Origin of the sequence: Algorimicrobium echini (assembly GCF_900115185.1) — a bacterium.
In the GTDB taxonomy this organism is placed as follows: domain Bacteria; phylum Bacteroidota; class Bacteroidia; order Flavobacteriales; family Flavobacteriaceae; genus Algorimicrobium; species Algorimicrobium echini.
This window is the reverse complement of sequence record NZ_FOVN01000005.1, coordinates 199,903-226,374: the sequence shown is the minus strand read 5'-3', so window position 1 is coordinate 226,374 and position 26,472 is coordinate 199,903. Positions and strand designations below refer to the sequence as shown.

Genomic DNA, 26,472 nt, shown 5'->3' with positions numbered 1-26,472 from the left:
GAGTCTAATTAAAACATTTATCATGAAACAATCAATCAAATGGATCTTCATACTTATAGGTATGCTATTTATTTCGCTAACCGCATGTCAAGACGAAGTAATTGAAGAAACTCCACCAAACGAACAGGAAATTATTCAGCCAGATTCCAATTTGGCAAATGCCATGAGAGGTGCTTCAGCAAACAATGGACGTGTTGATAACCTTCTAGATGGTTCCGATTGCTTTACAGTTAATTTACCAGTAACTATTGAAGCAAATGGCATAACACTAACCATTGAAGCTTTAGATGACTTGAGTCTTTTAGAAGCTATATTTGATGCTAGTAATACCGATGAAGATACCGTAGCGTTTTTATTCCCAATCACCATAATTCTTAACGATTATACAGAAATACAAATTGAATCTGTTGAAGCATTAGACGATTTTATAGAAACTTGTATTGCAGATGAAAACATTATAGAATGCGTTGATTTTGTATACCCAATTTCGTTTTCAATTTATAATACAGATTTTCAAGTTATCGATACAGTTGTCATTGAGAATGATTACGAATTATATATCTTTTTAGAAGGTCTAGAAAATGGTAATAATGGTGTTGTTTTAGCGAGTTTAAATTTTCCAGTTTCTTTAATGTACACTAACGGTGAAACTGTTGAGGTAACTAGTAATCAGGAAATGGAAGAGGCTATTAATGCAGCTAATGAAAACTGTTTCTATGACTGTGATCTTGATGAAGTTATTGAAAATTTACAAGAATGTCATTGGACAATGGCAGCTCACAGCGGTAACGATGATTATGTAGGTTTTGACTTTTATTTTAATGATAATAATTTATTACAGATTATTTATGGAACAAGCTCTTTAACGGTTGGTGGAAACTGGAATGTTTCAACTATTGATGAGCAAGTGGTATTAAACATATCGGGATTGACAGATTTTACGCCATTAGAAGGCGATTGGTTGGTAGAAACTTGTAGCGATGATCGATTAGTATTCACCCAACAAATAAACTCTGAAACGGTTGAAATGGTTTTAGAACAGGACTGTCAAGAATATCCTTTTAATTGTTTTGCCAATCAGACATTAACGATTTGTGATTTTGACAATGATGGAGTTGGAGTTTTTGAATTGGAAACATTGGTATTGGGCACTGTAACTTGTAATGTAGATTTTACACCAACATTTCATGTAACATTAGCCGATGCTGAAAATGGAGTAAATGCCATTGCACAACCCAACTCATTTTCTAATACTACAAATCCGCAAACTATTTATTTAAGAATAGAAGCTGTTAATGGCCAGTTTGAAGTTTTTGAAATCGGCTTGGAACTTGAAAACTGTAGTGCCAACTGTTTAGAATCAGACATTGATAACTATCTACAATCCTGTATTTGGAATGTGGTAAGTTATAATGGCGACGACCATTTAATTATGTATAATTTTGAATTTATATCAACTTCTGAAGTAGTAGTTACGGGTAATGGTTTAAATATAACAGCCAACTGGTCTACAACACAAACAGGTAGCAGTGTGGCGCTGGAGTTAAGTGGTGTTAATGGGCCAAATATTCAAGCGGTAAATGATTATTGGTTGATTATTGCATGTGAGGAGGATCGACTAGAAATGGTAAATGTTAATAACACCAATATGGTTATGGAGCGTGATTGTCCAGCATGTAATAATCCTGGGACTTTAACAAACGATTTAATAATCTACATGCCTTTTGGCGATGAGGTTCGAGACTTAATTAGTGGTGAAATAGTTCCTGGCTTTACATTTTTAACTGAAGATCGTGCTGGAAATGCCACTTGTGCGGTTTCATTTGATGGAACTTCAAACTTTTCCATTCCAGTAACAGCCCAAAACCAATTGGTTCAAGGTGATAATTTTTCAGTAAGTGTTTGGTTTAAAATGCAAAATGATGATTTAGGAAATTTTGAAACTATTTTCCAAAAAGGGAATGTAAACTCCGAAGGGTTTCAATTAGCGGTTTACGATTTAAACACGCCTTTAGTAAGCGATACAACAAATGGTTACGGGCTTTGGGATAACGATTGGAATGGTGAAGTGGATGTGCAATGGGAAAACACAGACTGGCATCATTTAGTAATAACTAGAGATTCCAACAACACCATTCGTTTATATCGCGATGGTCAATTGCGAAATATTGATGAAAATTCCAATTTTAATATAGATTCGGATCCCTTAAGTAATTATGTAGTGGGACAATTTTTTACAGGGCATTTAGATGACTTACGCGTGTACAAACGTACTTTAAGTCCTAATGAAGTTGGTGATTTGTATAATTTAGAAGCAGATTGTTTTCAATGTCTGTAACCAATTAGTTAATAGTTTTATTTTTAGTAGTAAAGAGCTGTCCAAATGAGGCAGCTCTTTTTTATGTAATTAAATATGAGCATCGCTTTATTAATAGCAATCAAATCATTAAATTTGCTTCTTTAAAATTTATAAGAAGTATGTTTAATAATTTAAGTGAAAAGTTAGATAAAGCGTTACACGTATTAAAAGGACACGGAAGCATTACAGAAGTTAACGTAGCCGAAACTTTAAAAGAAGTACGAAGAGCGCTTTTAGATGCCGATGTTAACTTTAAAATTGCTAAAGAATTTACCGTTCGTGTAAAAGAAAAAGCACTTGGACAAAATGTATTAACGACACTTCAGCCAGGCCAATTAATGGTTAAAATCGTAAAAGACGAATTAACCGAATTAATGGGTGGTGATGCCGAAGGGCTAAATTTATCCGGTGCACCAAGCGTTATTCTAATGTCTGGTTTACAAGGATCTGGTAAAACAACCTTTTCTGGTAAATTAGCCAATTTTCTTAAAAACAAAAAAACTAAAAAGCCTTTATTAGTGGCCTGTGATGTGTATCGTCCTGCAGCAGTTGACCAATTACACGTTGTGGGTGATCAAATAGGTGTTGAAGTTTATAGCGATAAAGGCAATACCGATCCCGTTGCTATAGCACAAGCTGGTATTGCACACGCAAAAGCAAATGGGCATAATGTGGTTATAATAGATACTGCTGGTCGTTTAGCGGTTGATGAGGCCATGATGACCGAAATATCTAATATTCATAAAGCCACTCAGCCACAAGAAACATTGTTTGTTGTTGACTCCATGACAGGGCAAGATGCAGTAAATACAGCTAAAGCCTTCAACGATGTCTTGAATTTTGATGGTGTAATTCTAACCAAGTTAGACGGAGATACACGTGGTGGAGCAGCTATTTCCATTAAATCTGTAGTTAATAAACCAATTAAGTTTATTGGTACAGGTGAGAAAATGGAGGCTATTGATGTTTTCTACCCTTCACGTATGGCAGATAGAATTCTAGGAATGGGTGATGTTGTGTCACTTGTTGAAAGAGCTCAAGAGCAATATGATGAAGTAGAAGCTAGAAAACTTCAGAAAAAAATAGCCAAAAACCAATTCGGTTTTGATGATTTCTTAAAGCAAATTCAGCAAATTAAGAAAATGGGTAATATGAAAGATCTTATCGGCATGATTCCTGGAGCTGGAAAAATGATGAAAGATATTGATATTGATGATGATGCTTTTAAAGGCATTGAAGCTATTATTCATTCTATGACACCTTTAGAACGCACAAACCCATCTGTTATTAATGCCAGTAGAAAAAAACGAATTGGAAAAGGATCAGGCACATCAGTCCAAGAGGTTAACCAACTATTAAAACAGTTTGACCAAATGGGTAAAATGATGAAAATGATGCAAGGAGGAAAAGGTAAAGCCATGATGCAGGCTATGAAAGGGATGAGGTAAAGCTCCTTGTCTTGCGGATATTCCTCACAATTGGGAAAGTTAAATAGTCAGCATGTAATGATAGCTGATTTTGTTTTTAGAAAATTTTACAGATATAATGTAGTATAGCTTTGCTTTGCGCCTTTGCGTTCTTGCAATAAAACAGTAATAATTATGGTCATACTAGACGGAAAAAAAGTAAGCAACGATATTAAAAATGAAATTGCAGACGAGGTTAAGAAGATTATAGCCAAAGGCGAAAAAGTCCCTCATTTAGCCGCTATTATTGTTGGTAATGATGGTGCTAGTTTAACATATGTTGCCAGTAAAGTGCGGGCTTGTGAGCGTGTTGGTTTTGAGTCTACCATGGTACGAATGTCTAATACCACAAGCGAAATTGAATTATTAGATAAAATTAAAGACTTAAACGAAAATCCGGATATAGATGGGTTTATAATCCAGTTACCACTTCCAGAGCAGATTGACACCCAAAAAGTATTAATGGCTGTCAATCCAGATAAAGATGTAGATGGTTTTCACCCTATGAATTTTGGAAAAATGGCTTTAGATATGTCTACCTTTATTCCAGCAACTCCCTTTGGAATTCTAGAATTATTAGACAGATATAATGTAGAAACTAAAGGAAAACATACCGTTGTTATTGGTCGTAGTCATATAGTGGGTCGTCCTATGAGTATCTTAATGGGTAGAAAAGGATTTCCGGGGAATTCGACAGTTACTTTAACGCATAGTCACACCAAAAATATTACTCAAATTACAAGTCAAGCAGATATTATTATTACCGCTTTAGGGCATCCTAACTATTTAAAAGCTGAAATGGTAAAAGACGATGCTGTTATTATTGATGTAGGAATTACACGGGTTCCAGATGATAATTCGCCAAAAGGGTACATCATAACAGGTGATGTAGATTTTGAAAATGTCAGTAAAAAGGCAAGCTACATAACACCTGTTCCAGGAGGTGTTGGCCCAATGACAATTGCCATGTTGCTTAAAAATACTTTGTTAGCAAGAGAAAGACACTTACAATAAAGACTTATATTGTAATATGTTTTTCGGTTTCTTTCTGACTTCATGCCTTGTAGAGCGTGTTACAATAGGTAGTTGGCAGCATGTTTTGCCAATCATTTTAGTTGCTAGTACAGCTATCTTACTGATTCGCGTTTCTAATCGTAAATTGAATCAGCAGAAAAAAATAAAAACATTTCAGTTTCTTGGAGCTTTGGTTTCGTTAACTGTTATTGCTTTTCACGTTTATCACATTCTTCTTGGTAATTATAATTTATCGGAAGATTTACCCTTATTTCTCTGCAGTTTTTTAGCTCTAATCATTCCATGTTTTACATACACTAGAAGGTATTGGATGTACGAAATTCTTTTGTTTTGGATTATTGCTGGAACCTTGCAAGGGGTTATTACACCCGATATTGCCAATGGCTTTCCTAGTTTAGATTATTTTAGATATTGGATTGTACATTTAGGATTGCTCACTATTATTTTTTATGCCACATTCGTATTGAAAATGCGACCAAAATTTAAAAGTGTTTTTAAGTCCTTCTTTGCACTTCAAATTTATGCCATTATCCTTATGGTTTTAAATAATGTGTTGGGAGCCAATTACTCTTATTTAAATAGCAAACCAGAATCCGCTTCTGCATTAGATTATTTTGGTGAGTGGCCTTACTATTTGTTGGTTATGGAAGTTATTCTAATTCCATTTTTCTTGTTAATATACTGGCCGTTTTATTTAACGCGTAAAAAGTAGGTGCTTACTATAAAATAGTACTTATAAGTCTGGATAATTAACCACAGATTTATTTAGCAAACAACTGATTCAAATCTTTGAAGGCTTTAAATTCTAGAGCATTTCCTGCTGGGTCATAAAAAAACATGGTTGCCTGTTCGCCTACTTGACCTTCAAAACGAATATAGGGTTCAATAATAAATTGGATGTTTTTAGATTTTAAATGTTTTGAAAACTCATGAAAATCATTCCAAGGTAAAACAACACCATAATGAGGTACTGGAACCGATTTTCCATCAACAGAATTCGTATGTATAGTCTCTTCTGATTTTGGTTTATAGTGAATAACTAATTGGTGACCAAAAAAATTAAAATCGACCCAGTGCTCACTGCTTCTGCCTTCTTCGCAGTTTAAAATATCACGATAGAAAACTCGGCAAGTCTCTAAATTATGAACAGGAATAGCTATATGGAATGGTGAAATAGTAGGCATAACGGTTATCTTCTAGATTGTTTTGGAGGGGTTTTGGATAAAAATGTTTTAGTGGAATCTTCAAGTAAACGTGTCAGTTCTGTTAACTCTGTTTTGGTAAATTCTCTGTATTTCCCAACAGGAACATCTAATTTAATGTTCATTATTCGAACACGTTTGAGTGTTTCAACCTCATAGTTGAGATATTCGCACATGCGTCTAATTTGTCTATTTAAGCCTTGGGTTAAAATAATTTTAAACTCATGTGTTCCTAGTTTTTCAACCTCACATTTTTTTGTTGTCTTGTCTAGTTCTTCTAAATAGATGCCTTTAGACATATGTTCAATAAACGTTTGGGAAATAGGTTTGTCAACAGTTACAATATATTCCTTTTCGTGGTTGTTGCTGGCGCGTAAAATTTTATTTACAATATCTCCATCATCAGTAAGAAATATTAAACCTTCACTAGGCTTATCCAAACGACCTATTGGAAAAATACGTTTCGGATATTTTATAAAATCAATGATATTATCTTTTTCAACGCGTGTATCAGTTGTACAAACAATACCAACAGGTTTGTTGAAAGCCAAGTATACAAAAGCATTGTCTTTGCCTTTTATTTCTTTTCCATCTACTTCTACAACATCTGTTTCGGTTACTTTAGTACCCATTTCAGGAACAACACCATTTATAGTAACACGACCGGCTTCTATGAGTTTATCAGCTGCTCTACGCGAACAGTAACCAGCTTCGCTTAAATATTTATTGAGTCTTGTTAATTTTTCTTCCATAGAACAAAGATATCATTTTAGCTTTTTAAAAACTCATAAATATAGTTGGATATGCTGTCGTCTACTAAAGAATGTCCGAATCCTGTTGTGGTTATTAATTTGCTGTTTTTTAGGCTGTTATTTATTGAAAGCGCATCCTGATATGGAATAATGGTGTCCTTTTCATCGTGAATAATCAAACCCTCTAAATTTAACGTTTCTAAATATTTAGCTGTCGAAAAATTTTCAGGTTCAGCATGAAATCGGTCTTTAATTAATTGATTAATGCTTTTTACCGTTCGTTTGCTGTATCCCATCATCTGGTAATAACGAATTAAAACATCTGTAAATTCAGACGGTGTACCTAATAAAATCATTTTTTTTAATGCTTTATAATCGCTATTTGTTTGCGAAAAAACGGAAGCCATACCGCCAACTGAATGCCCAATAATAAAATCGGGTTTAAACTTTTTGGATACTACTTTTATAAAATCTGCATATAAAATAGCGTTAAATCGTTTGCTACCAGATTTGCCATGTGCTGGAGCATCTAATGCAATAATATTATAATCTAGTTTCCTTAAAGGCTCAATAAGATATTGCCATCTAGCAGCATTACTTTCCCAACCATGAGCTAATAAAATAGTGTTGCCTTTTCCTAGCCATCTATAGGTCATAATAGGAATGCTATTTATGGTTAGTTCTTCACGGAAAGCGGTGCCTAAAAAATCAAATTGCTTTTCGGTTAATTTACCACGTCTTGGTTTTGTAAATAAATACAAAGCCAAACGAGCAGCCAATTTTCTGGAAAACAGTCCAGTGACATTTATAAAAAAACCGATGAATTTTTGGAGTATTTTCATGTGTCTTCACGATTTACCAAATCCATAGAAAAAGCAGGTTTGCATATGGCTAAATAGATACAAGGTTCTGTAAAGGGATTTGAATATTGAACACGTGTTCCCTTGTTTATTTTGATAGATTGACCTGCTTCCAAGACAACTTCTTCATCATTAATAATAAATTGTTTCTTGCCTTTAATAATAAAGGTATACTCATCAAATTCAGGTGTTTGAAAAGGTTCGCTCCAGCCTGCTGGTGCCACCATATGTGCTATACTAATTTCCGAGTTACCATCCGATGCTAATCCAAAGTGCTCTTTTATTATTTTTCCATCTGTTGTTGGAACTACAAATGGATTATCTTGAATATGATATGTTTTCATGAAACTTATTTTAAAGGTTTCCGCTTAATCATTCCGCCTCGCAAATCTTTTACAAGTCCCATAATAATGAAAGCATTTTTATCTATTTTATCAATTTCTGTATGTAGTTTTGCTAATTCTAATCGGGTAACAACAGTGTAAATGATATCCTTATCATAACTGTTTCCTTGAGTACCGTAGCCACCTTTTCCAGCATAAATAGTACAAGCGCGTCTTAACTTATCAATAATCATGACACGAAGTGCTTCATGATGGTTTGAAATAATAGTAACACCAACGTATTCTTCAACGCCATCTACAACAAAATCAACTGTTTTGGCTGCCGCTAAATAGGTTAAAATAGCATATAAAGCTACTTCAATGGAAAGCACATAAGCACCAAATGAAAAAATGATGAGGTTGGTTAGTAGCAAAACGTCACCAATTGTTATGGATAGTTTTCGGCTTAAATAGATAGCTAAAACTTCTGTTCCATCAATAACACTACCACCTCTCATGGCCATTCCAATTCCAAGCCCTAGAAAGAATCCGCCAAAAACAGCTATTAACAACTTATCATCAGTAACGGTAGGATATTCTACAAAATGGACAACAAGGGCTAATAAAGTTATGGCAACAATGCTTTTAATAGCAAAGCGTATGCTGAATGTTTTGGCTCCTAAAATTATAAAAGGAATGTTAACAAGTACAAGTAAGACTCCCAACTCTAAATCGGTAATATTTTCTAATAGAAGCGATATACCTGTTGCGCCACCATCAATAAACCGATTGGGTAATAAAAAGCCTTTTAAACCAAACCCTGCCGATATGACACCAATAATAATAAATAGCGCTTCTTTAAAGGCATGACTGATTTCTACTTGAAGCGTTTTAACAAGTGGAACAAGGTCTCGGTTACTTATTTTTGCAGCTGTTTTTGTAGCTTCAAGTCGTTTACGAGCAATAGTTACTAATACTTTAGATAGGTATGATCTCATATTTTTTAGTTCCAGCCAATCATGAAATATTTAATTTTAGCTGTTTCTGGAATTTGGATAGCTTCAATTTTTACATTCGAATCAAATTGTAAACTTGCTGGTAATTCTTTTTTATCAATGGTAAAAAACGCATTGATTTCGTTTACAAAAACGACGACATTTTTAATGGTATTTTGAATATTTGAAATTTTATAGTGCTTTTGAATATCGCCAAAGGTGCTTTTTGTTGTAATTCCTTTTTCCGTTTTATAGCGAGAATCTAACACTTTTATCGTGCTGATGGTTGCAGTCGAGTCAATCATTTTATTCGGGCTTAATACCAGTAATGCATTTCCCGATTTATCAAAAATCTCTATGTCGTAATTAGCACTTTGAAAAGCTTCTTCATTGGTTAATTTTACAATAGAATCGTTAGGGAATATCATATTCAAATCGGCAATTTTTGTGGAATCCGTTAACATGCCAATATTATTTTTTTCAATTAAAAACGGATTTTTTTCCTTGGAACAACTAGTGAATATAACGGTGATTATTATTAAGCTTAAAAGGATTTTTCTCATTTGGGATTTTATTATTTTATGGTTTTATTTTAAATTATTTCATTACTTTGGTTAAGATACCAAAAACACTTCTAATAAACGTGGCACTTGTTAGTACTTTTACAATTGGGTTCATCCGAGAGCTTGAACGACGGCTGCTTTTTTTAGATTCAGCTTTTTTAAGGGCTTCCTTTTCTTTTTGAGCTTTTTCTTTTAATTCATCAGCTTCGGCTTCTTCAATTTTTTTATTGAGTAATTCATAGGCACTTTCTCTATCAATTTCATCGTTGTATTTCTTTACCAATTTAGAATCCGATAAAAGCGCTTGAAGCTCGCTATCTGTTAGGATATCCATACGACTCATTGGTGCGCGCATCATGGTAGCTGCCAATGGTGTTGGTCGTCCCTTTTCATCTAAAGCAGAAACTAAAGCTTCACCAGTACCCAATGAGGTTAATATTTCAGCAGTATCATAATATTCCGTGTCAGGATAATTTTGTGCTGCTAATTTTATAGCCTTTCTGTCTTTGGCAGTAAAAGCACGCAAAGCATGTTGCACTTTTAGTCCTAGTTGACTTAAAACAGCCTCTGGTACATCTGTTGGGTTTTGCGTTACAAAATATAATCCAACTCCTTTACTGCGTATCAGTTTTACAATACTTTCTATTTGGTTTAATAAGGCTTTGGAAGCTTCATTGAAGATTAAATGTGCCTCATCGATAAACATAATTAATTCAGGTCGGCCGGAATCTCCTTGTTCAGGAAAGGTAGAGTAAATTTCAGCTAATAGGCTCAACATAAATGTAGAAAACAATTTTGGTTTGTCTTGAATGTCTGTTAAACGAATAATATTTATGTAACCGCGACCAGTTTCATCAACACGCAATAAGTCGTCTACTTCAAAGGATTTTTCACCAAAAAACAAGTCGCCTCCTTGTTGTTCAATTTCTACAATTTTGCGTAAAATTGCGCCAGTTGATGCGGTTGAAATTCGGCCGTAAGCTTCTTCAAACTCGTCACGTCCTTCATCGGTTGTGTATTGTAGTATTTTTTTGAAATCTTTTAGGTCTAAAAGCGGTAGTTTATTATCATCACAATACTTAAATATGACCGAAATAATTCCTGCTTGGGTTTCGGTAACATCTAAAATTCTGGAAATTAATACGGGTCCAAATTCACTGATAGTTGCCCGGAGTCGCACTCCATTTTGTTTCGAAAGGGTTAAAATTTCAACAGGAAACGCTTTCGGGTTAAAAGGAAGTCCAATTTGAGCATGGCGTTCATCAATTTTTGCATGACCAGGACTTGGTTGTGCCAATCCACTTAAATCGCCTTTAATGTCCATTAATAAAACGGGAACCCCTTTTTCGCTTAAGTTTTCAGCAAGCACTTGTAATGTTTTTGTTTTGCCAGTTCCTGTTGCACCAGCAATTAAGCCATGTCTGTTCATGGTTTTTAAAGGGACATTTACAAATGCATTAGTTACTGTTTTGCCATCTAGCATAGCAGAACCTAGTGTTATAAATTCACCTTTATTTGTATTTCCTTCTTGAATGTGATTGAAAAAAGACGTGTTTCTGTCCATGCTTGTAATTTTGTATAAAAATACTAATCTTACGGTAACCTACAGAAAATTTTATCAACAATGTCCAGTTATAAAAAAGATTCTTGTAGTGCTAAATTATTTAGCTTTAAAAAGTAAGTTATCTAATAAATGGATTCTTAAAAATTAGATGCATCATAGCGCTTACTGAATCTTGTTTTATATCTTTGTACGCTATGACAAGAAGTGAAAGACAAGAATTGTTAGATAAAGGGCTTTTATTACCCTTAATGGAGGAATTTTATACCATTCAAGGGGAAGGTTACCATAAGGGAACGGCTGCCTATTTTATAAGAATTGGAGGTTGTGATGTTGGTTGTCATTGGTGCGATGTTAAAGAAAGCTGGTTAGCAGAATTACACCCACCAACTGAAACAGATAAAATTGTTGCCAATGCAGAAAAATACAGTAAAACAATTGTGGTTACTGGTGGTGAACCTTTAATGTGGGATATGACCCAATTAACCAATCAGCTAAAAGCAAGAGGTATGCAAACACATATTGAAACTTCTGGCGCCTATAAGTTAACTGGTACTTGGGACTGGATTTGTTTGTCTCCCAAAAAATTAAAATTGCCTACAGAAGAGGTTTTTAAAAAAGCACACGAATTAAAATGTATTATCTTTAATAAAGATGATTTTAGATTTGCTGAAGAACAAGCTGCACAAGTAAACAAAGATTGTATTTTATATTTACAGCCAGAATGGAGCAAACGTGAAAAAATGGTTCCAGAAATTGTAGATTATGTTATGGCAAATCCCAAGTGGAAAGTGTCGTTACAAACACACAAATATTTAAATATACCTTAATAAAAAAACGCCCTGAATTTACAGGGCGTTTTTTATATTGTTAACGAAATTTCTTATTTCGATGAGGTTGGTACAGATACTCTAACTTTATCCCATCCCATGTGCATGGTAGCATTATCATCAAAACTAATAGAGAAAGCCTCTACAGATTCGTCACTCATTTTTACAGGAGCCATAACACGTGCTACATCATTTTCTTCCTTGTAAAAATAAGCACCCCAAGTATTCAAATCTTTATTGATAATAATAGTCCATTCTTTCTCACCAGGAATAGTAAATAAAGAATAGGTTCCTTTTTTTATCATTTTACCACCAAAATCAGTATCCTTATAAAATGTAATTTCAACGGCTTCGTTTGCACCTGTACGCCAAACTTTATCATTAGGAGCTAATTTGTCTAATGAGCGATTGTTGAGTTGTGGTCTGCTATAAATTACTTTTATCGATTTGTTAGCATCTTTGTAATCTGAAGGAAAAGATGCTGCATCCATTGGACTTTTATCTAGGTTAGAAAATTCTTGAGCATATAGACCTGTTGTAAATAACATAACAAATGCAAATGCGACTGATGTCATAAATGTTGATTTTTTCATAATTGTAATTTTTTATTTCGTTAAAAATATTTAATAATTTTCAAACAGTCGCAAATTTTCACGAAACTTTACAATTTATCAATAATACAGTAAAATCAAATTTATTTAATGTCATATTTATATAAAATTACTATTTATAGTTTCATTTTATAACTGAAAATTGATTTATTGTTTTTAAAATATATTATTATATTCATATTTGCTTCATTAAATAAAATATCAAAATATTATGTGTGGAATTGTATGTGCATTCGAGCTGAAACAGAAAGTAACGGAATTGAGGCCTCAAGTATTAGAAATGGCAAAGAAAATAAGACATCGTGGTCCAGATTGGAGTGGAATATATGATCATGAAAAGGCTATTATGGCTCACGAACGTTTAGCTATTGTAGATCCAGCTTCGGGAAAGCAGCCGTTAATTAGTGCTGATAAAAAATTAGTGTTGGCAGCCAATGGCGAAATCTATAACCATCGTGAGTTGCGTAAGCAGTTTCCAGATTATAACTTTCAAACAGAAAGTGACTGCGAAGTCATTTTAGCACTTTATCAAGAAAAAGGAGTTCATTTTATTGATGAAATGAATGGAATTTTTGGGTTTGCTATTTACGATATCGAAAAAGATGAATACTTTGTAGCACGAGACCACATGGGAATTATTCCCTTGTATATTGGTTGGGACGAACATGGAACTTTTTATGTAGCTTCAGAATTGAAGGCTTTAGAAGGTTATTGTACCAAAATTGAATTATTTCCTCCAGGACATTATTTGTCAAGTAACGATGGCAAACTTGTACAGTGGTACAAACGCGATTGGATGGAGTATGACGCTGTTAAAGAAAACGAAACCCATATTGCTGAAATTAAAAAGGCTTTGGAGGCTGCTGTGCATAGACAACTGATGAGTGATGTGCCTTACGGTGTTTTGCTATCTGGTGGATTAGATTCGTCTGTAACATCAGCCATCGCTAAAAAATACGCGCAAAAACGTATTGAGAGTGATGATATTGCAGATGCCTGGTATCCACAATTACACAGTTTTTCGGTAGGATTGGAAGGTTCACCAGATTTAGCAGCAGCTCGGAAAGTGGCTGACCATATTGGGACAGTGCATCATGAAATTAAGTTTACAATTCAAGAAGGACTGGATGCCATAAAAGATGTTATTTATCAGCTAGAAACGTATGACGTAACAACTATCCGGGCTAGTACTCCTATGTATTTAATGGCAAGAGTAATCAAATCCATGGGTGTTAAAATGGTGTTGTCTGGTGAAGGCGCTGATGAATTATTTGGTGGGTATTTATATTTTCATAAGGCGCCAAATGCGCAAGAATTTCATGAAGAAACGGTGCGTAAATTAAGCAAATTGCATCAGTACGATTGCTTGCGTGCCAATAAGAGTTTGGCTGCTTGGGGAATAGAAGGGCGTGTGCCGTTTTTGGATAAAGAATTCATGGACGTGGCCATGCGAATCAACCCACAAGATAAAATGATTAATGGCGAGCGTATGGAAAAATGGGTCATTAGAAAAGCCTTTGAAGATCTGATTCCTGAAGCTGTTGCCTGGCGACAAAAAGAACAATTTAGTGATGGCGTAGGTTATAGCTGGATAGACTCTTTAAAGGAAATTGTAGCCATAGAAGTTAGTGATGAACAATTAGCAAACGCGAAGTATAAATTTCCATTGCAAACACCAACTAGTAAAGAAGAGTTTTATTACCGGACTATTTTTGCTGAACACTTTCCAAGTGATGCTGCCGCTTTATGTGTACCGCAAGAAGCTAGCGTAGCTTGTAGCACCAAAATTGCATTAGAGTGGGATGAAAGCTTTAAAAACATGAACGACCCAAGTGGAAGAGCCGTTGCTCATGTGCATGCAGATGCGTATTAACGAGGTTTTGAATTGTCAAGACGAAGTCACGGAAAATTTAATTAAACCGATTTAATCCTGATGCTTATCTGGATCTATTAGTAATCATCCATTTTTTATATATTCAAAGATTAAGCATTTTTAACGAGTCTTGAAGTAGACGGTATGTTGTTTGATTATTGTATGAACCAGCCGTTTGTGACTACCAATAAAGAGTCTATTCTAAAGTTTTTAGAGAATACTCTCCAGTTAATTGTTAAAAGTTTAGAACAGAATTAAACCTCTAATACCGATTGTTAAAATGCAATCGGCATTAATCATTTGTAAGTATATTATTTTATTGAAATGGGCTTTCAAATCCAATTTTCAGTAATATCAAAAACATCAAAATAACGCTTGTAGCTAACGTTCTCGTTTTTTTAATTTTTAGCTGGCCATACAAACTGCTAAAATTCAATTTAAGCTAATTTTTAGACGTTTTAAGACACTTTTAAGTAATTAACAAATGTTGATAATTTTCAACTTCAATTACTAAAAAGCTTTTAAAAAGCATGAAAAAGTTGTATCTTTGGTTGTATTCAAAAGGATGCTTTTAAGCGTCTTTTTTTGTGCTAATAAAATTCATTTTTTAATAATTATAAAACATAACAGCAGGCTAAAAAGTGTCTATTTTTTATTGGAAGGATACCGAAAGGCTTAAAATATTTAAAACATGAGCGAAAAAAGAGAAGAGTTTAACAAAGATAACTATTCAGCAGATAGTATTCAGGCATTAGAAGGCATGGAGCATGTGCGCATGCGGCCATCCATGTATATCGGTGATGTTGGGACACGTGGTTTACACCACTTGGTTTATGAGGTCGTAGATAATTCTATTGATGAAGCATTAGCTGGGCATTGTGATAATATTACCGTAATTATAAACGAAGATAACTCTATTACAACGGAAGATGATGGACGTGGAATTCCGGTAGATTTGCACAAAAAAGAAGGGGTTTCTGCACTTGAAGTTGTGATGACTAAAATTGGAGCTGGAGGTAAATTTGATAAAGACTCCTATAAAGTTTCAGGTGGTTTGCACGGTGTTGGTGTTAGTTGTGTGAATGCCTTATCACAGCACTTAAAAGCTACCGTATATAGAAAAGGAGAGATTTGGGAACAGGAATATGAGCGCGGAAAAGCTATGTATCCAGTTAAAAAAGTTGGTGATACCGATAAGAGAGGTACCATTGTAACTTTTAAACCAGATCCAACAATCTTCACTCAAACATTAGAGTATAATTATGATACATTAGCCAGTAGATTACGTGAATTAGCCTACCTGAATAAAGGTATAACGATTCATTTAGTAGATAAGCGTCATAAAAAAGATAATGGTGAGTTTGAAGGGGAAACGTTTCATTCAGAAGAAGGTCTTAAAGAATTCATCAAGTTTTTAGATGGTAATAGAGAACCCCTAATGAAAGATGTTATTTCATTTGAAGGTGAAAAAAACGGCGTTCCAGTAGAAGTTGCTATGATTTATAACACATCATATGCTGAAAATTTGCATTCCTATGTTAATAATATTAATACACATGAAGGAGGAACCCACTTATCTGGATTCCGTCGTGGATTAACACATACACTTAAAAAGTATGCCGATGAATCAGGCATGCTTGATAAATTGAAATTTGATATTGCTGGTGATGATTTTCGTGAAGGCTTAACCGCTATCATATCTGTAAAAGTTCAAGAACCACAATTTGAAGGCCAAACAAAAACCAAATTAGGAAATAGAGAAGTTTCAGCATCAGTTAGTCAAGCTGTTTCTGAAATGTTGACGGATTATTTAGAAGAAAATCCAGAAGATGCTAAAACAATTGTACAAAAAGTAATTTTAGCTGCTCAAGCACGTCACGCTGCCCAAAAAGCACGTGAAATGGTTCAGAGAAAAACGGTTATGAGTATTGGTGGTTTGCCAGGAAAATTGTCCGATTGTTCAGAACAAGATCCTTCAAAATGTGAAGTTTATCTTGTTGAGGGAGATTCAGCAGGTGGAACCGCTAAACAAGGACGTGATCGTGCCTTCCAAGCTATTTTGCCCTTACGTGGTAAAATTTTAAACGTGGAAAAAGCCATGACACATAAGGTTTTTGAAAATGAAGAAATTAAAAATATTTTTACGGCCCTTGGTGTTACAATTGGTACCGATGATGACAGTAAGGCGCTTAACTTATCAAAATTACGCTATCATAAAGTTGTAATTATGTGTGATGCCGATATTGATGGAAGTCATATTGAAACCTTGATTCTTACATTTTTCTTCAGATATATGAGAGAGTTAATTGAAAACGGTCATATTTATATTGCAACGCCTCCTTTATACTTAATTAAAAAAGGTGCGAAAAAACAATATGCATGGACAGATGAGGAACGTGCTGCAATTTTGAAAGATTTTGGCGAAAATTCTAAAATCCAACGCTACAAAGGTCTTGGAGAGATGAATGCAGAACAACTTTGGGACACAACTATGAATCCTGACTTTAGAACACTGCGTCAAATTCAAATTGAAAATGGAGCAGAGGCTGATAGAATATTCTCCATGCTTATGGGTGATGAAGTGCCACCACGTAGAGAGTTTATTGAAAAGAATGCTATTTATGCAAATATTGATGCCTAGGTAACAGGCTGGAAACATAAAAAAATTAACGCGCTTATAAACCAATAAGCGCGTTTTTTCGTTTATATTATAACAACAAACAAAATAATCTATAATGAAAAAGCTAATCTTAATAATTTTATTAATTTCTGCAACAGGAATGTATGCTCAACAAAATATTGATGATTTATTAGCTGCTGGTGTAAATGATGCTCAGCGGTTTAGTAAAGACTATTTAGCGCCAGCAACAGAAGGATTGGTTTATGGTGTAAATAATGGCTGGTTTAACCATGGAAAAGGACAAAAGCGTTTTGGTTTTGAAATTGGATTAGTGGCCAATTCGTCATTCATAGCCACTGATAAAAAATCGTTTGATATGCATGTAAGCGATTATGAGAATATTCGCTTTCCTGACAACAGCCCATCCAAACGTGTAGCAACAGCTCTTGGAACTAACAATCCAGATGTGGTTGTTATTTTAACCTATGACGACCCTATTTTTGGGAATCAAGAAACGGAAATTACTTTGCCAACTGGACTAGGTGCTTCAGATATAAATATCATACCTGCTGCTTTTCTTCAAGTGGGTTTTTCGCCTTTTAAAGGGACACAATTAAAAGCAAGGTACTTTCCTAAAATTGAGGTGGACGATGTAAAAACGGGATTGTATGGATTTGGTATACAACAAGAGTTTACAGCGTGGTTGCCGAAAGAAGAATTATTTCCATTAGCCATTTCAGGATTAATAGCATACACACATCTAGATGGAAGTTATGATTTTACAGATGACGGTATAGTGGATGGTCAGAATCAACAGGTTCAAACTAATGTTAATACCATGCTTTATGAACTTATAGCTTCAACGAAATTTAAGATTATAAATGTATATGCTGGTTTAGGGTATGTTACTGGTAAATCTGAAACTGATTTATTAGGAACTTACGTTGTTTCTGATGGCGTTTTGTTTTCAGAATCCATAATAGACCCATTTTCTATAGACGAAAAAGTTACGGGAGTACGGACAACTATAGGTGCCCATTTAAAAATGGGTGTTTTTTCTGTAAATGCAGATTATACATTTGCGGAATTTAATAGTGCCACATTAGGATTACAGCTGTCCTTTTAGGTTTTATGAAATCTTCAAACATATAAAAACTATTAAATTTGTGAAAATTAATGTTTCACAAATAAAAGAATCATATATACATGAAAGTAACAGCAGTAGGAGCCAGTAGTGCAGAATACATAGCCATTAAAAATTTCGCGTCTTAATAGCTTTCAAAATAACATTTTAGAAGCTATAATAATATTTTTAGTCCACAGGTGTTCTGTAAATAGGAGATGTGTATTTACATTAAAATGACTCTTTTTGTACTTAATTTGTAATTTAAATATCAAAATATTGTTATTTTCGCGCGTTTAATAAAATTTTACCAATAATTATAAAAAATGAAAAAAGGATTATTCTTATTAAGTTGTGTTTTTATTTTGACACAAGGCTGTTCCAAGGATTCAGACGAGTCTAATGATGATGGAAGTGCTAATGAATGTGGCGTTGTAAGTTTGTCGAGTGTTGTTCAAAATGGAAATGAGTTAGTTTTTAATTACCAAACGCAAAACTCTTTTAACTATTTTCAAATAGGTTACGACCAAACTACGAATGTTAGTAATCAGGACGTAAACAGCGATTTTTTCTTCTTGAATGAGGGGTTTACTACAACCAATGTATCTACAGCAACAATAATAGATGAGAGTTTGTACTTTTATGCAGAAAATAATCAAACCTTAAGCTTTTTCATTAGAGCACAATGTAGCAATGGTAATTTAACAAAATGGCAAGGCCCTATAGTTTTAAGCATTGAAGAATATTGCCAAGAACCGTATGATTTTGTAGTTGAATCTGGAACAGCCTATTGGGATACCTATTACAATGATACAGACGCATCTTACTTTCAAATAGAATATGGGAATCAAGGGTTTCAAATAGGAAGTGGTGAATTAGCGACAACCAATAGCGAAAGTTTTTCCGATGCTTCACTAGTTTCAGGAAACACCTACGATTTTTATGTTCGTTCCTATTGCAATAATAATTTGGGTTTTAGTAATTGGGTAGGTCCTGTAAGCTATTTTGCAGAATATGATCAGAATTTATGCAATCCACCATCTAATATTACCACAGAAATAGAACGTAACGGTTCAGGCCAGGCAGTCGGAGCTGTTTTTAGATGGTCATACAATGGAGAGCGTAATTTTGAACATGTTGTGGTAGGGAATAATCAGCCTGCAAGTTCTGGCTCTGTTAATGTTTCAGATAATGCGGGATGGCCTTTTTATAATTTAGCTCAAAATACCAATTATGACTTTTATATACGAGCAGTATGTTTAGATGGTTCAAGAACGGAATGGGTTGGTCCAATTGATATAAATATTGGTAGTTAGTAAAATAACTCTAATAAATTAAATATAGTATGTTTTAAAAGCGCAAGTGTTAAACTTGCGCTTTTGCTTTTATTACGTCATTTCAAAATATAAAAGCGTCTATATGTTCTATATGATTTCTCATTAAGACTTTAGTAGAATAGATTTTAGTAATTCTTCAAACATATATGGTTTAAAAATATTAAATTTGTGAAAATTAATGTTTCACAAATTAAAAAAATCATAAATACATGAAAGTAACAGTAGTAGGAGCTGGAGCGGTAGGAGCCAGTTGTGCAGAATACATAGCTATTAAAAATTTTGCTTCAGAAGTAGTTCTGTTAGATATTAAAGAAGGTTTTGCTGAAGGTAAAGCTATGGATTTAATGCAAACAGCCTCATTAAACGGATTCGATACAAAAATAACTGGTATTACTAATGATTATTCGGCAACTGCCAATAGTGATATTTGTGTAATTACGTCTGGTATTCCTAGAAAACCAGGTATGACACGTGAGGAATTAATTGGTATTAATGCAGGAATTGTAAAAACAGTTTCTTCAAGCTTAATTGAGCATTCTCCAAACACTATTATTATTGTGGTTAGTAATCCTATGGATACTATGACTTATTTAGTTCATAAAACAACAGGTTTACCAAAACATCGAATCATAGGAATGGGTGGTGCATTAGATTCTGCACGTTTTAAATACCGTTTAGCGGAAGCTTTGGGTGCGCCTATAAGTGATGTGGATGGTATGGTAATAGGTGGCCATAGTGATACTGGAATGGTGCCTTTAACGCGTTTAGCAACACGTAACAGTGTGTTAGTTTCTGAATTTTTATCAGAAGATCGTCTCAACCAAGTAAAAGAAGATACCAAAGTTGGTGGTGCAACCTTAACAAAACTATTAGGAACGTCTGCTTGGTATGCGCCAGGAGCAGCTGTAAGCGGCTTAGTTCAAGCTATTGCCTGCAATCAGAAAAAAATGTTCCCATGTTCAGTATTGTTAGAAGGTGAGTATGGTTTAAATGATATTTGTATTGGAGCACCTGTAATTTTAGGTCGTAATGGTATTGAAAAAATCGTTGAAATTGAATTGTCAGATGCTGAAAAAGCCCATATGCAAGAAAGTTCAGAAGGTGTGAGAAAAACAAATGGCCTTTTGGCATTATAATTGTAAAAAATGAAACCTGTTGTTTTAGGTAGCTAGAGCGACTATTAATCAATAAATAACTAAAAAAATAATTCAAATGAAAAAACTAATTTATGTTCTAGTATTCGCAATGAGCCTAACAGGTTTTGCCCAAGACGCCATGACAGAAGGTGTTGTTAAATCTAAACAAACCATGTCTAGTGATAATGAGCAAATGCAGGCGCAATTGGCTATGGTTGGAGATATCCTTACAACCACCTATTTTAAGTCAGATAAAACACGTTCTGAAACCTTTAACCTGATGTCTGGAAATACCACAACAATTATGAATGGAGAAACCAATGAAATGTTAACGTTCATGGACAACCAAATGACTGGTAAGATGTATACCATTTCAGATATGAAGCCAAATGAAGAAGATACAGAAGGTATGAATGTTGTAAAAGGCGATGAAACTAAAACCATTTTAGGGTATGTCTGTCAGGAGTACAATGTAACACTTGAAAAAGAAGGTGCTACCGTAAATATGGATATTTATGTCACTGATAAAATTCAAGCAATGAATCCACAAGTGGCACAAATGGGTGCTCAAATAGACGGTTTTCCATTATATATGAAAATGGATGTAAGTCAAATGGGTATGGCTTTAACTATTACTAGTGAAGTAACAGAAATAAAAAAAGAAACGGTTTCTGCCGATAAATTTGATATGACACCTCCAGAAGGATATACAAAAACAGATAAATTAATGGGAATGTAAAATTCCAAACTTAATTATATTGAAAAAAACAGCTTATTAAGCTGTTTTTTTTTTGTTCAAAAACAAGCAGAAACTATCCAAACCTTTTGTTAAATCATTATAGAAGATATATATTTGCTCGTTTTTAAAAATATCAACAATAAATCATAATTTAACACATAATGCAAAATAAAGGATTAGTAAAACTGTTTGCAATTTTGTTTGGACTGGTAAGTATTTATCAGCTGTCTTTCACTTTTAAGGCAAATAGTATTGACGACCAAGCTGTGGCATATTCAAATGGCGATGAGGTAAAAGAGCGAAAGTATCTAGATTCTCTTGATAATGTAGAGGTTTATAATTTAGGAGTAGCAAGTTATACCTATTCTGAAGTTAAGGAAAATTCCATGAACCTTGGTTTGGATTTAAAAGGTGGTGTTAGTGTTATTCTTCAAGTATCTGTAAAAGATATTTTAAAAGGGTTAGCAAACTACAGTAAAAATCCAGTTTTCAATCAAGCGTTAGATGATGCTGATGAAATTCAAAAGAATAGTCAAAACGATTATGTTACTGATTTCTTTGTTGCATTCGATAAAATAAAAGGAGATACCAAATTAGCATCTCCAGAGATTTTCTACACGCGTGCTCTTGATGGCGAAATAGAAGGTAGCATGACCGATTCAGAAGTGCAACCAATAATTGAGCGTAAAATTGACGAATCAATTGTTTCTGCTTTTGAAGTATTACGTAAGCGTATAGATGAGTTTGGTGTTACATCACCAAGTATTCAGCGTTTAGGAAGTTCTGGTCGTATTTTAGTTGAACTTCCAGGTGTTAAAGATAAAGAACGTGCTATTAAGTTATTACAAAGTACAGCACAGTTAGAGTTCTGGGATGTTTACAAGCGTGATATGTTTGGCCAATTTTTATTTGATGCTAACAACCTGTTAAAGGAATTGGAAGCTCCAAAAACAGAAGCTGTTGCTGAACAATCTGAAGAGCCACAAGATTCTGAAGATGCTGCAATTGAAGATTTATTAGGAGCTGATCCAGACTCAACAGCTACAGAAGTTAATCCATTACGGGACTTATTATTCCAATCTCAAAATCCTGCTGCCATTGCTATGGTAAATATTAAGGACAGAGAGAAAGTGATGGAGTATTTAAATATGCCTCAAGTACGCTCTTTATTACCAGGCGAACAGCGTTTTACAAAATTTGCTTTTGGTAAACCAGCTAAAGATAGTGAAGTGGTTGATTTGTATGCTTTAGAAGGTAACAGAGATAACGTACCACAATTAAGTGGTGCTGTAGTTACAGACGCACGCCAAGAGTACGACCCAATGGGTAAACCAACGGTTTCCATGCAAATGAATTCTAAAGGTGCCAAAATCTGGGAAGAAATGACTGGAAATGCCTTTACAGAAGGAACTAATATTGCAATCGTTTTAGATGATTTAGTATATTCTGCACCAGGTGTTACAACAGGTGCTATTGCAGGAGGTAATTCTTCTATTTCTGGAAACTTTACATTAAATGAAGCAACCGATTTAGCAAACGTATTACGTGCTGGTAAATTACCAGCTTCAGCCGATATTATTCAAGGTGAAGTTGTTGGTCCATCATTAGGTCAAGAAGCCATTGAAAGCGGTCAAATGTCTTTCCTTATTGCATTATCTTTAGTATTAGTTTGGATGTTCCTTTACTACGGTAAAGCAGGTCTGTTTGCTGATATTGCCATGATATTTAATATTGTATTAATCTTTGGTGTATTATCAGGATTAGGAGCGGTATTAACATTGCCTGGTATTGCAGGTATTGTATTAACTATTGGTATGTCTGTGGATGCAAACGTACTTATCTTTGAGCGTATTCGAGAGGAAATTGCTAAAGGTAAAGGCTTGAAAGAATCTATTGATGATGGTTTTAGCAATGCATTGTCTTCTATTTTAGATGCCAACATTACAACGGGTTTAACAGCTTTAATTTTATTTATATTCGGAACAGGCCCAATAAAAGGATTTGCTACAACCTTATTAATTGGTATTGCAACGTCTTTATTTACGGCCATCTTTATAACAAGATTAATAGTGGATTGGTATGCAAATAGAAACGGGAATTTAGATTTCTCAACAGCTATTACTAAAAATCTATTCAGAAATATTAATATCAATTTCTTAAAGAAACGTAAAATTGCTTATGTTATTTCCGGAGTTGCTATTCTGGTTAGTTTAGGTTCTCTGTTCACAAATAGTCTAGATCAAGGTGTGGATTTTGTTGGTGGTAGAACCTATCAAGTTCGTTTTGCAGAACCAGTAAGTGCTAACGAAATTTCAGAAACGTTAGGAGATGCTTTCGGTAGTGCTGAAGCTAAAACGTTTGGTAGTGCCAATCAATTAAAAATAACAACCAAATATAAAGTTAACGAAACCGATAATGCTATTGATGAAGAAATCAGAAATACGTTATTTACAGAGTTACAACCATACATGCCAGGTCTTTCTTACGAGGAATTTATTAGCGATGACCAAGGCAAAACAGTAGGTTTAATGAAGTACTATAAAGTAAGTCCAACTATTGCGGATGATATTAAAAAATCATCTATTTGGGCTATTCTAGGATCTTTAGTTGTTGTATTCTTGTATATCTTAATTCGTTTTAAAAGATGGCAATTTTCATTGGGTGCGGTTGCAGCTGTGTTCCATGACGTATTAATTGTATTAGGTGTCTTCTCTTTAACATACAAGTACATGCCATTTAGTATGGAAATAGATCAAGCTTTCATTGCGGCAATCCTTACGGTAATTGGTTACTCCTTAAATGACACGGTAGTTGTATTTGATAGAATTCGTGAATTTTTTAATGAACATACAAGTTGGCCATTTAATAAAGTAATTAATGTGTCTTTAAGCAGTACCTTAAGTAGAACATTAAATACATCTTTAACGACATTAGTGGTATTACTGGCTATCTTCATCTTTGGTGGAGATTCTATTAGAGGCTTTATGTTTGCATTAATAGTGGGTGTTATTGTGGGTACTTACTCATCATTATTTATTGCAACGCCTTTAATGTATGACGCTGTTAAAAAAGGCGATGCTGCCAATGCCTTAAAAGAAAAAGAGAAAGTTGAAGATTCTGAGGTTGTGTAATCCAATCTTTTTAAATAAACTAAAAGCCTTTTTGATGTTACTCAAAAAGGCTTTTTTTATGATTTTTTTTTCGAGTTATAGAAATTGTCCTTTAATTATTATTAACCTTCAAATTTTCTAGGGATATTAAATAACTATAAGAATAAAAGGAATTGTGTATTGTGGTTTCGGTACAACTGATAAATAGTTATGCCATTTTTTTATATCTAGTTGTTGATAACTAGAACATCAATTAAAAGAAGATATAAAAATTAGTAGATGTATTAATTTGCTATTCAGGCTTGAAAGCCATGCTGTCACCAACCGCTAATTGCCATTGTTTAACCAATCCAGCATTTACTTCTAAAACATATTTAGCTGCTGCATTGGACGGTAAGGAGCCTTCATTAAATGGTTGAGCATTTTCCTGAAAACTAACTACCTTTTTATCAGTATCTAAATAAATCAGATCTAAAGCAAAGCGCGTATTCTTCATATAAAATGAACGCGGTTGTTCGTCTGGGAAAATAAATAACATACCACGGTTTGCTTTCATAGATTCCCGATACATTAATCCTGTTTGAGTTTCAAATTCATTATCAGCAATTTCAATATCTAACGTGGCTATAACTGAATCGTTTGTTTTTTTTATAAGTTCAAGAGTCCCTTCTTTTTTAAAAGTGACTTCAGCTTGTTTGGGTTTTTTGGGTTCGTCTTTGCAAGAGGTTGCACCTAAAACAAATAAGGATGCCGATAGACAAACAATTTTAAAATAAGGACGTTTCATAAAGCCTAATTCGTTGTTTTTGGTTTATAAATAAACATAAAATAGAGCCCTATTAATACAAATGGGATACTTAACATTTGCCCTGTATTTAGTCCAAACATGGTAATGTACTCGTCACCTTGTGGTTCTTTTACAAATTCTACAAAGAAACGAACGGTCCATAATAGCACTAAAAATAGTCCAAACAAATAACCGCTTTGTTGCCCTTTATTTGTTTTTTGATAAATAAACCATAGAATCAAAAACACAAATATGTAGCAAAATGATTCATACAATTGTGCAGGATGACGCACAGGAACCGCATCCAATAAATGCTGAAACTGCGGATTGTTAGTAACAGCAGCATAGGCTTCCTTATAGTTTTCAATACCTGTTTCAGCTACTATTTGACGTTTATTATAATAATCTTGAACAAAACGAACGCCTAAAGGCGAGTCTGTTATTTTTCCAATAATTTCAGAGTTGATAAAGTTGCCAATTCTAATAAAAACAGCACCCGAAGAAACGGATATCACAACACGATCTAAAATCCACATAAGGGATTTATACTTGTATTTTCTACGGTATAAATACATGCCTATGATGATTCCAATGGCAGCACCATGACTAGCTAATCCTTGAAAACCGGTAAACTCAAAACCTCCTTTAAATTTAAAAGGTAAAAAGATACTAAAGAAGTCTTGTGAAATTAATTCCGATTGATAGAATAGAACATGCCCTAATCTGGCACCGAGCATGGTTGCTAAAACGGTATAAATAAAAAGCGGATCTAAATAATCCAGATTCACTTTTTCTTTTAGAAAAATACGTTTCATGATTTGAAAACCTAAAAGAAAAGCAACAATCCACATAACACTGTAAAAGTGTAATTTAAAATTACCGAAAATATCAATCCCAGTTATTGGATTCCAATCAAATTGTAGTAATAACATACGTCATTTTTTAAGTAAGTAAATATATGGAATTGAAAACGGATACGAAAGCCAAGAACTTATAATGAATTGTTATTTTTTAAATTGATTTTGTCATACAATAGTGGGAAAGACAGTTGTATCTCATTTTTATTTAAAGCTTATACTTGCCAGGAATATGATTAAAGCCAGAACGTCCCCAAGGCGACAGAACGTAAAGAAAATGTACGGTGTACATTTTTAGAGAAAGTGCGAGCTGGCGAGTTGGCAATTTTTAGT

22 protein-coding genes are annotated in these 26,472 nt (G+C 34.0%); 12 read left to right on the top strand and 10 right to left on the bottom strand.

Features of this window, described 5'->3' with window-relative positions; genetic code table 11:
* Positions 1-22 precede the first annotated feature (22 nt).
* From BM239_RS12345 to BM239_RS12330, 4 genes are all read left to right on the top strand, one after another.
* Positions 23-2,338, top strand: a complete 2,316-nt coding sequence (locus BM239_RS12345; RefSeq protein WP_177209039.1) for a LamG domain-containing protein — start codon at positions 23-25, stop codon at positions 2,336-2,338.
* Between the two features lie 140 nt (positions 2,339-2,478).
* Positions 2,479-3,807, top strand: coding sequence for a signal recognition particle protein (gene ffh / locus BM239_RS12340; RefSeq protein WP_092209067.1), 1,329 nt, complete (start codon positions 2,479-2,481; stop codon positions 3,805-3,807).
* A gap of 153 nt (positions 3,808-3,960) precedes the next feature.
* The gene (locus BM239_RS12335) at positions 3,961-4,839 is read left to right on the top strand and encodes a bifunctional 5,10-methylenetetrahydrofolate dehydrogenase/5,10-methenyltetrahydrofolate cyclohydrolase (protein ID WP_092209065.1); all 879 of its coding nucleotides are present in this window, start codon (positions 3,961-3,963) and stop codon (positions 4,837-4,839) included.
* Between the two features lie 16 nt (positions 4,840-4,855).
* Positions 4,856-5,572: a YwaF family protein gene (locus BM239_RS12330; protein ID WP_092209063.1), complete on the top strand. Its 717-nt coding sequence runs from the start codon at positions 4,856-4,858 to the stop codon at positions 5,570-5,572.
* A 49-nt stretch (positions 5,573-5,621) separates the two neighbouring features.
* Here the strand turns inward: BM239_RS12330 and BM239_RS12325 are convergent, their stop codons facing one another.
* From BM239_RS12325 to BM239_RS12295, 7 genes are read right to left on the bottom strand one after another with little or no spacing between them, the layout of a single operon-like run.
* The gene (locus tag BM239_RS12325) at positions 5,622-6,044 is read right to left on the bottom strand and encodes a VOC family protein (RefSeq protein WP_092209060.1); all 423 of its coding nucleotides are present in this window, start codon (positions 6,042-6,044) and stop codon (positions 5,622-5,624) included.
* A 5-nt stretch (positions 6,045-6,049) separates the two neighbouring features.
* Positions 6,050-6,814 (bottom strand): 23S rRNA pseudouridine(2604) synthase RluF, encoded by a 765-nt coding sequence (gene rluF, locus BM239_RS12320; RefSeq protein WP_092209058.1) that lies wholly within the window; start codon positions 6,812-6,814, stop codon positions 6,050-6,052.
* A 17-nt stretch (positions 6,815-6,831) separates the two neighbouring features.
* Complete coding sequence (locus tag BM239_RS12315) at positions 6,832-7,656, bottom strand: alpha/beta fold hydrolase (protein WP_092209056.1); 825 nt, start codon at positions 7,654-7,656, stop codon at positions 6,832-6,834.
* Entirely contained in the window at positions 7,653-8,018 is a 366-nt protein-coding gene (locus BM239_RS12310; RefSeq protein ID WP_092209054.1) for a cupin domain-containing protein, read from the bottom strand. Before BM239_RS12310 ends, BM239_RS12315 begins: the two co-directional genes overlap by 4 nt.
* A 5-nt stretch (positions 8,019-8,023) precedes the next feature.
* Positions 8,024-8,995 carry a YitT family protein gene (locus BM239_RS12305; RefSeq protein WP_092209052.1) on the bottom strand — a complete coding sequence of 324 codons (972 nt, stop codon included), beginning with the start codon at positions 8,993-8,995 and terminating at the stop codon, positions 8,024-8,026.
* Between the two features lie 5 nt (positions 8,996-9,000).
* Positions 9,001-9,555 carry a hypothetical protein gene (locus BM239_RS12300; protein ID WP_177209038.1) on the bottom strand — a complete coding sequence of 185 codons (555 nt, stop codon included), beginning with the start codon at positions 9,553-9,555 and terminating at the stop codon, positions 9,001-9,003.
* Positions 9,556-9,589: 34 nt separating this feature from the next.
* A complete protein-coding gene (locus BM239_RS12295) occupies positions 9,590-11,119 on the bottom strand; it encodes a helicase HerA-like domain-containing protein (protein WP_092209047.1) in 1,530 nt (509 codons plus the stop codon).
* Positions 11,120-11,313: 194 nt separating this feature from the next.
* On the opposite strand from BM239_RS12295, the gene BM239_RS12290 reads away from it, so the two are divergent.
* Positions 11,314-11,946, top strand: coding sequence for a 7-carboxy-7-deazaguanine synthase QueE (locus tag BM239_RS12290; RefSeq protein WP_092209044.1), 633 nt, complete (start codon positions 11,314-11,316; stop codon positions 11,944-11,946).
* Between the two features lie 53 nt (positions 11,947-11,999).
* Here BM239_RS12290 and BM239_RS12285 read toward each other — a convergent pair whose 3' ends face one another.
* The gene (locus BM239_RS12285; protein WP_092209042.1) at positions 12,000-12,539 is read right to left on the bottom strand and encodes a DUF2911 domain-containing protein; all 540 of its coding nucleotides are present in this window, start codon (positions 12,537-12,539) and stop codon (positions 12,000-12,002) included.
* A 229-nt stretch (positions 12,540-12,768) separates the two neighbouring features.
* Here BM239_RS12285 and asnB point away from each other — a divergent pair, with 229 nt between their 5' ends.
* The 7 genes from asnB (at position 12,769) to secDF (ending at position 24,516) form a co-directional block, all read left to right on the top strand.
* Entirely contained in the window at positions 12,769-14,430 is a 1,662-nt protein-coding gene (gene asnB / locus BM239_RS12280; protein WP_092209039.1) for an asparagine synthase B, read from the top strand.
* A gap of 691 nt (positions 14,431-15,121) precedes the next feature.
* Entirely contained in the window at positions 15,122-17,071 is a 1,950-nt protein-coding gene (gyrB, locus tag BM239_RS12275; protein WP_092209037.1) for a DNA topoisomerase (ATP-hydrolyzing) subunit B, read from the top strand.
* Positions 17,072-17,165: 94 nt separating this feature from the next.
* Positions 17,166-18,176: a DUF6588 family protein gene (locus BM239_RS12270; RefSeq protein ID WP_092209035.1), complete on the top strand. Its 1,011-nt coding sequence runs from the start codon at positions 17,166-17,168 to the stop codon at positions 18,174-18,176.
* Between the two features lie 323 nt (positions 18,177-18,499).
* Complete coding sequence (locus tag BM239_RS12265) at positions 18,500-19,489, top strand: hypothetical protein (RefSeq protein WP_092209032.1); 990 nt, start codon at positions 18,500-18,502, stop codon at positions 19,487-19,489.
* A gap of 230 nt (positions 19,490-19,719) precedes the next feature.
* Entirely contained in the window at positions 19,720-20,646 is a 927-nt protein-coding gene (mdh, locus tag BM239_RS12260; protein WP_092209030.1) for a malate dehydrogenase, read from the top strand.
* Between the two features lie 76 nt (positions 20,647-20,722).
* Complete coding sequence (locus tag BM239_RS12255) at positions 20,723-21,385, top strand: hypothetical protein (RefSeq protein ID WP_092209029.1); 663 nt, start codon at positions 20,723-20,725, stop codon at positions 21,383-21,385.
* Between the two features lie 161 nt (positions 21,386-21,546).
* Positions 21,547-24,516, top strand: a complete 2,970-nt coding sequence (secDF, locus tag BM239_RS12250) for a protein translocase subunit SecDF (protein ID WP_092209023.1) — start codon at positions 21,547-21,549, stop codon at positions 24,514-24,516.
* Between the two features lie 271 nt (positions 24,517-24,787).
* Here the strand turns inward: secDF and BM239_RS12245 are convergent, their stop codons facing one another.
* Together BM239_RS12245 and lgt are read right to left on the bottom strand one after the other, a co-directional pair.
* Positions 24,788-25,282, bottom strand: a complete 495-nt coding sequence (locus tag BM239_RS12245) for a DUF192 domain-containing protein (protein WP_092209021.1) — start codon at positions 25,280-25,282, stop codon at positions 24,788-24,790.
* A 5-nt stretch (positions 25,283-25,287) separates the two neighbouring features.
* Entirely contained in the window at positions 25,288-26,214 is a 927-nt protein-coding gene (gene lgt, locus BM239_RS12240; RefSeq protein ID WP_092209019.1) for a prolipoprotein diacylglyceryl transferase, read from the bottom strand.
* Positions 26,215-26,472: the final 258 nt, after the last annotated feature.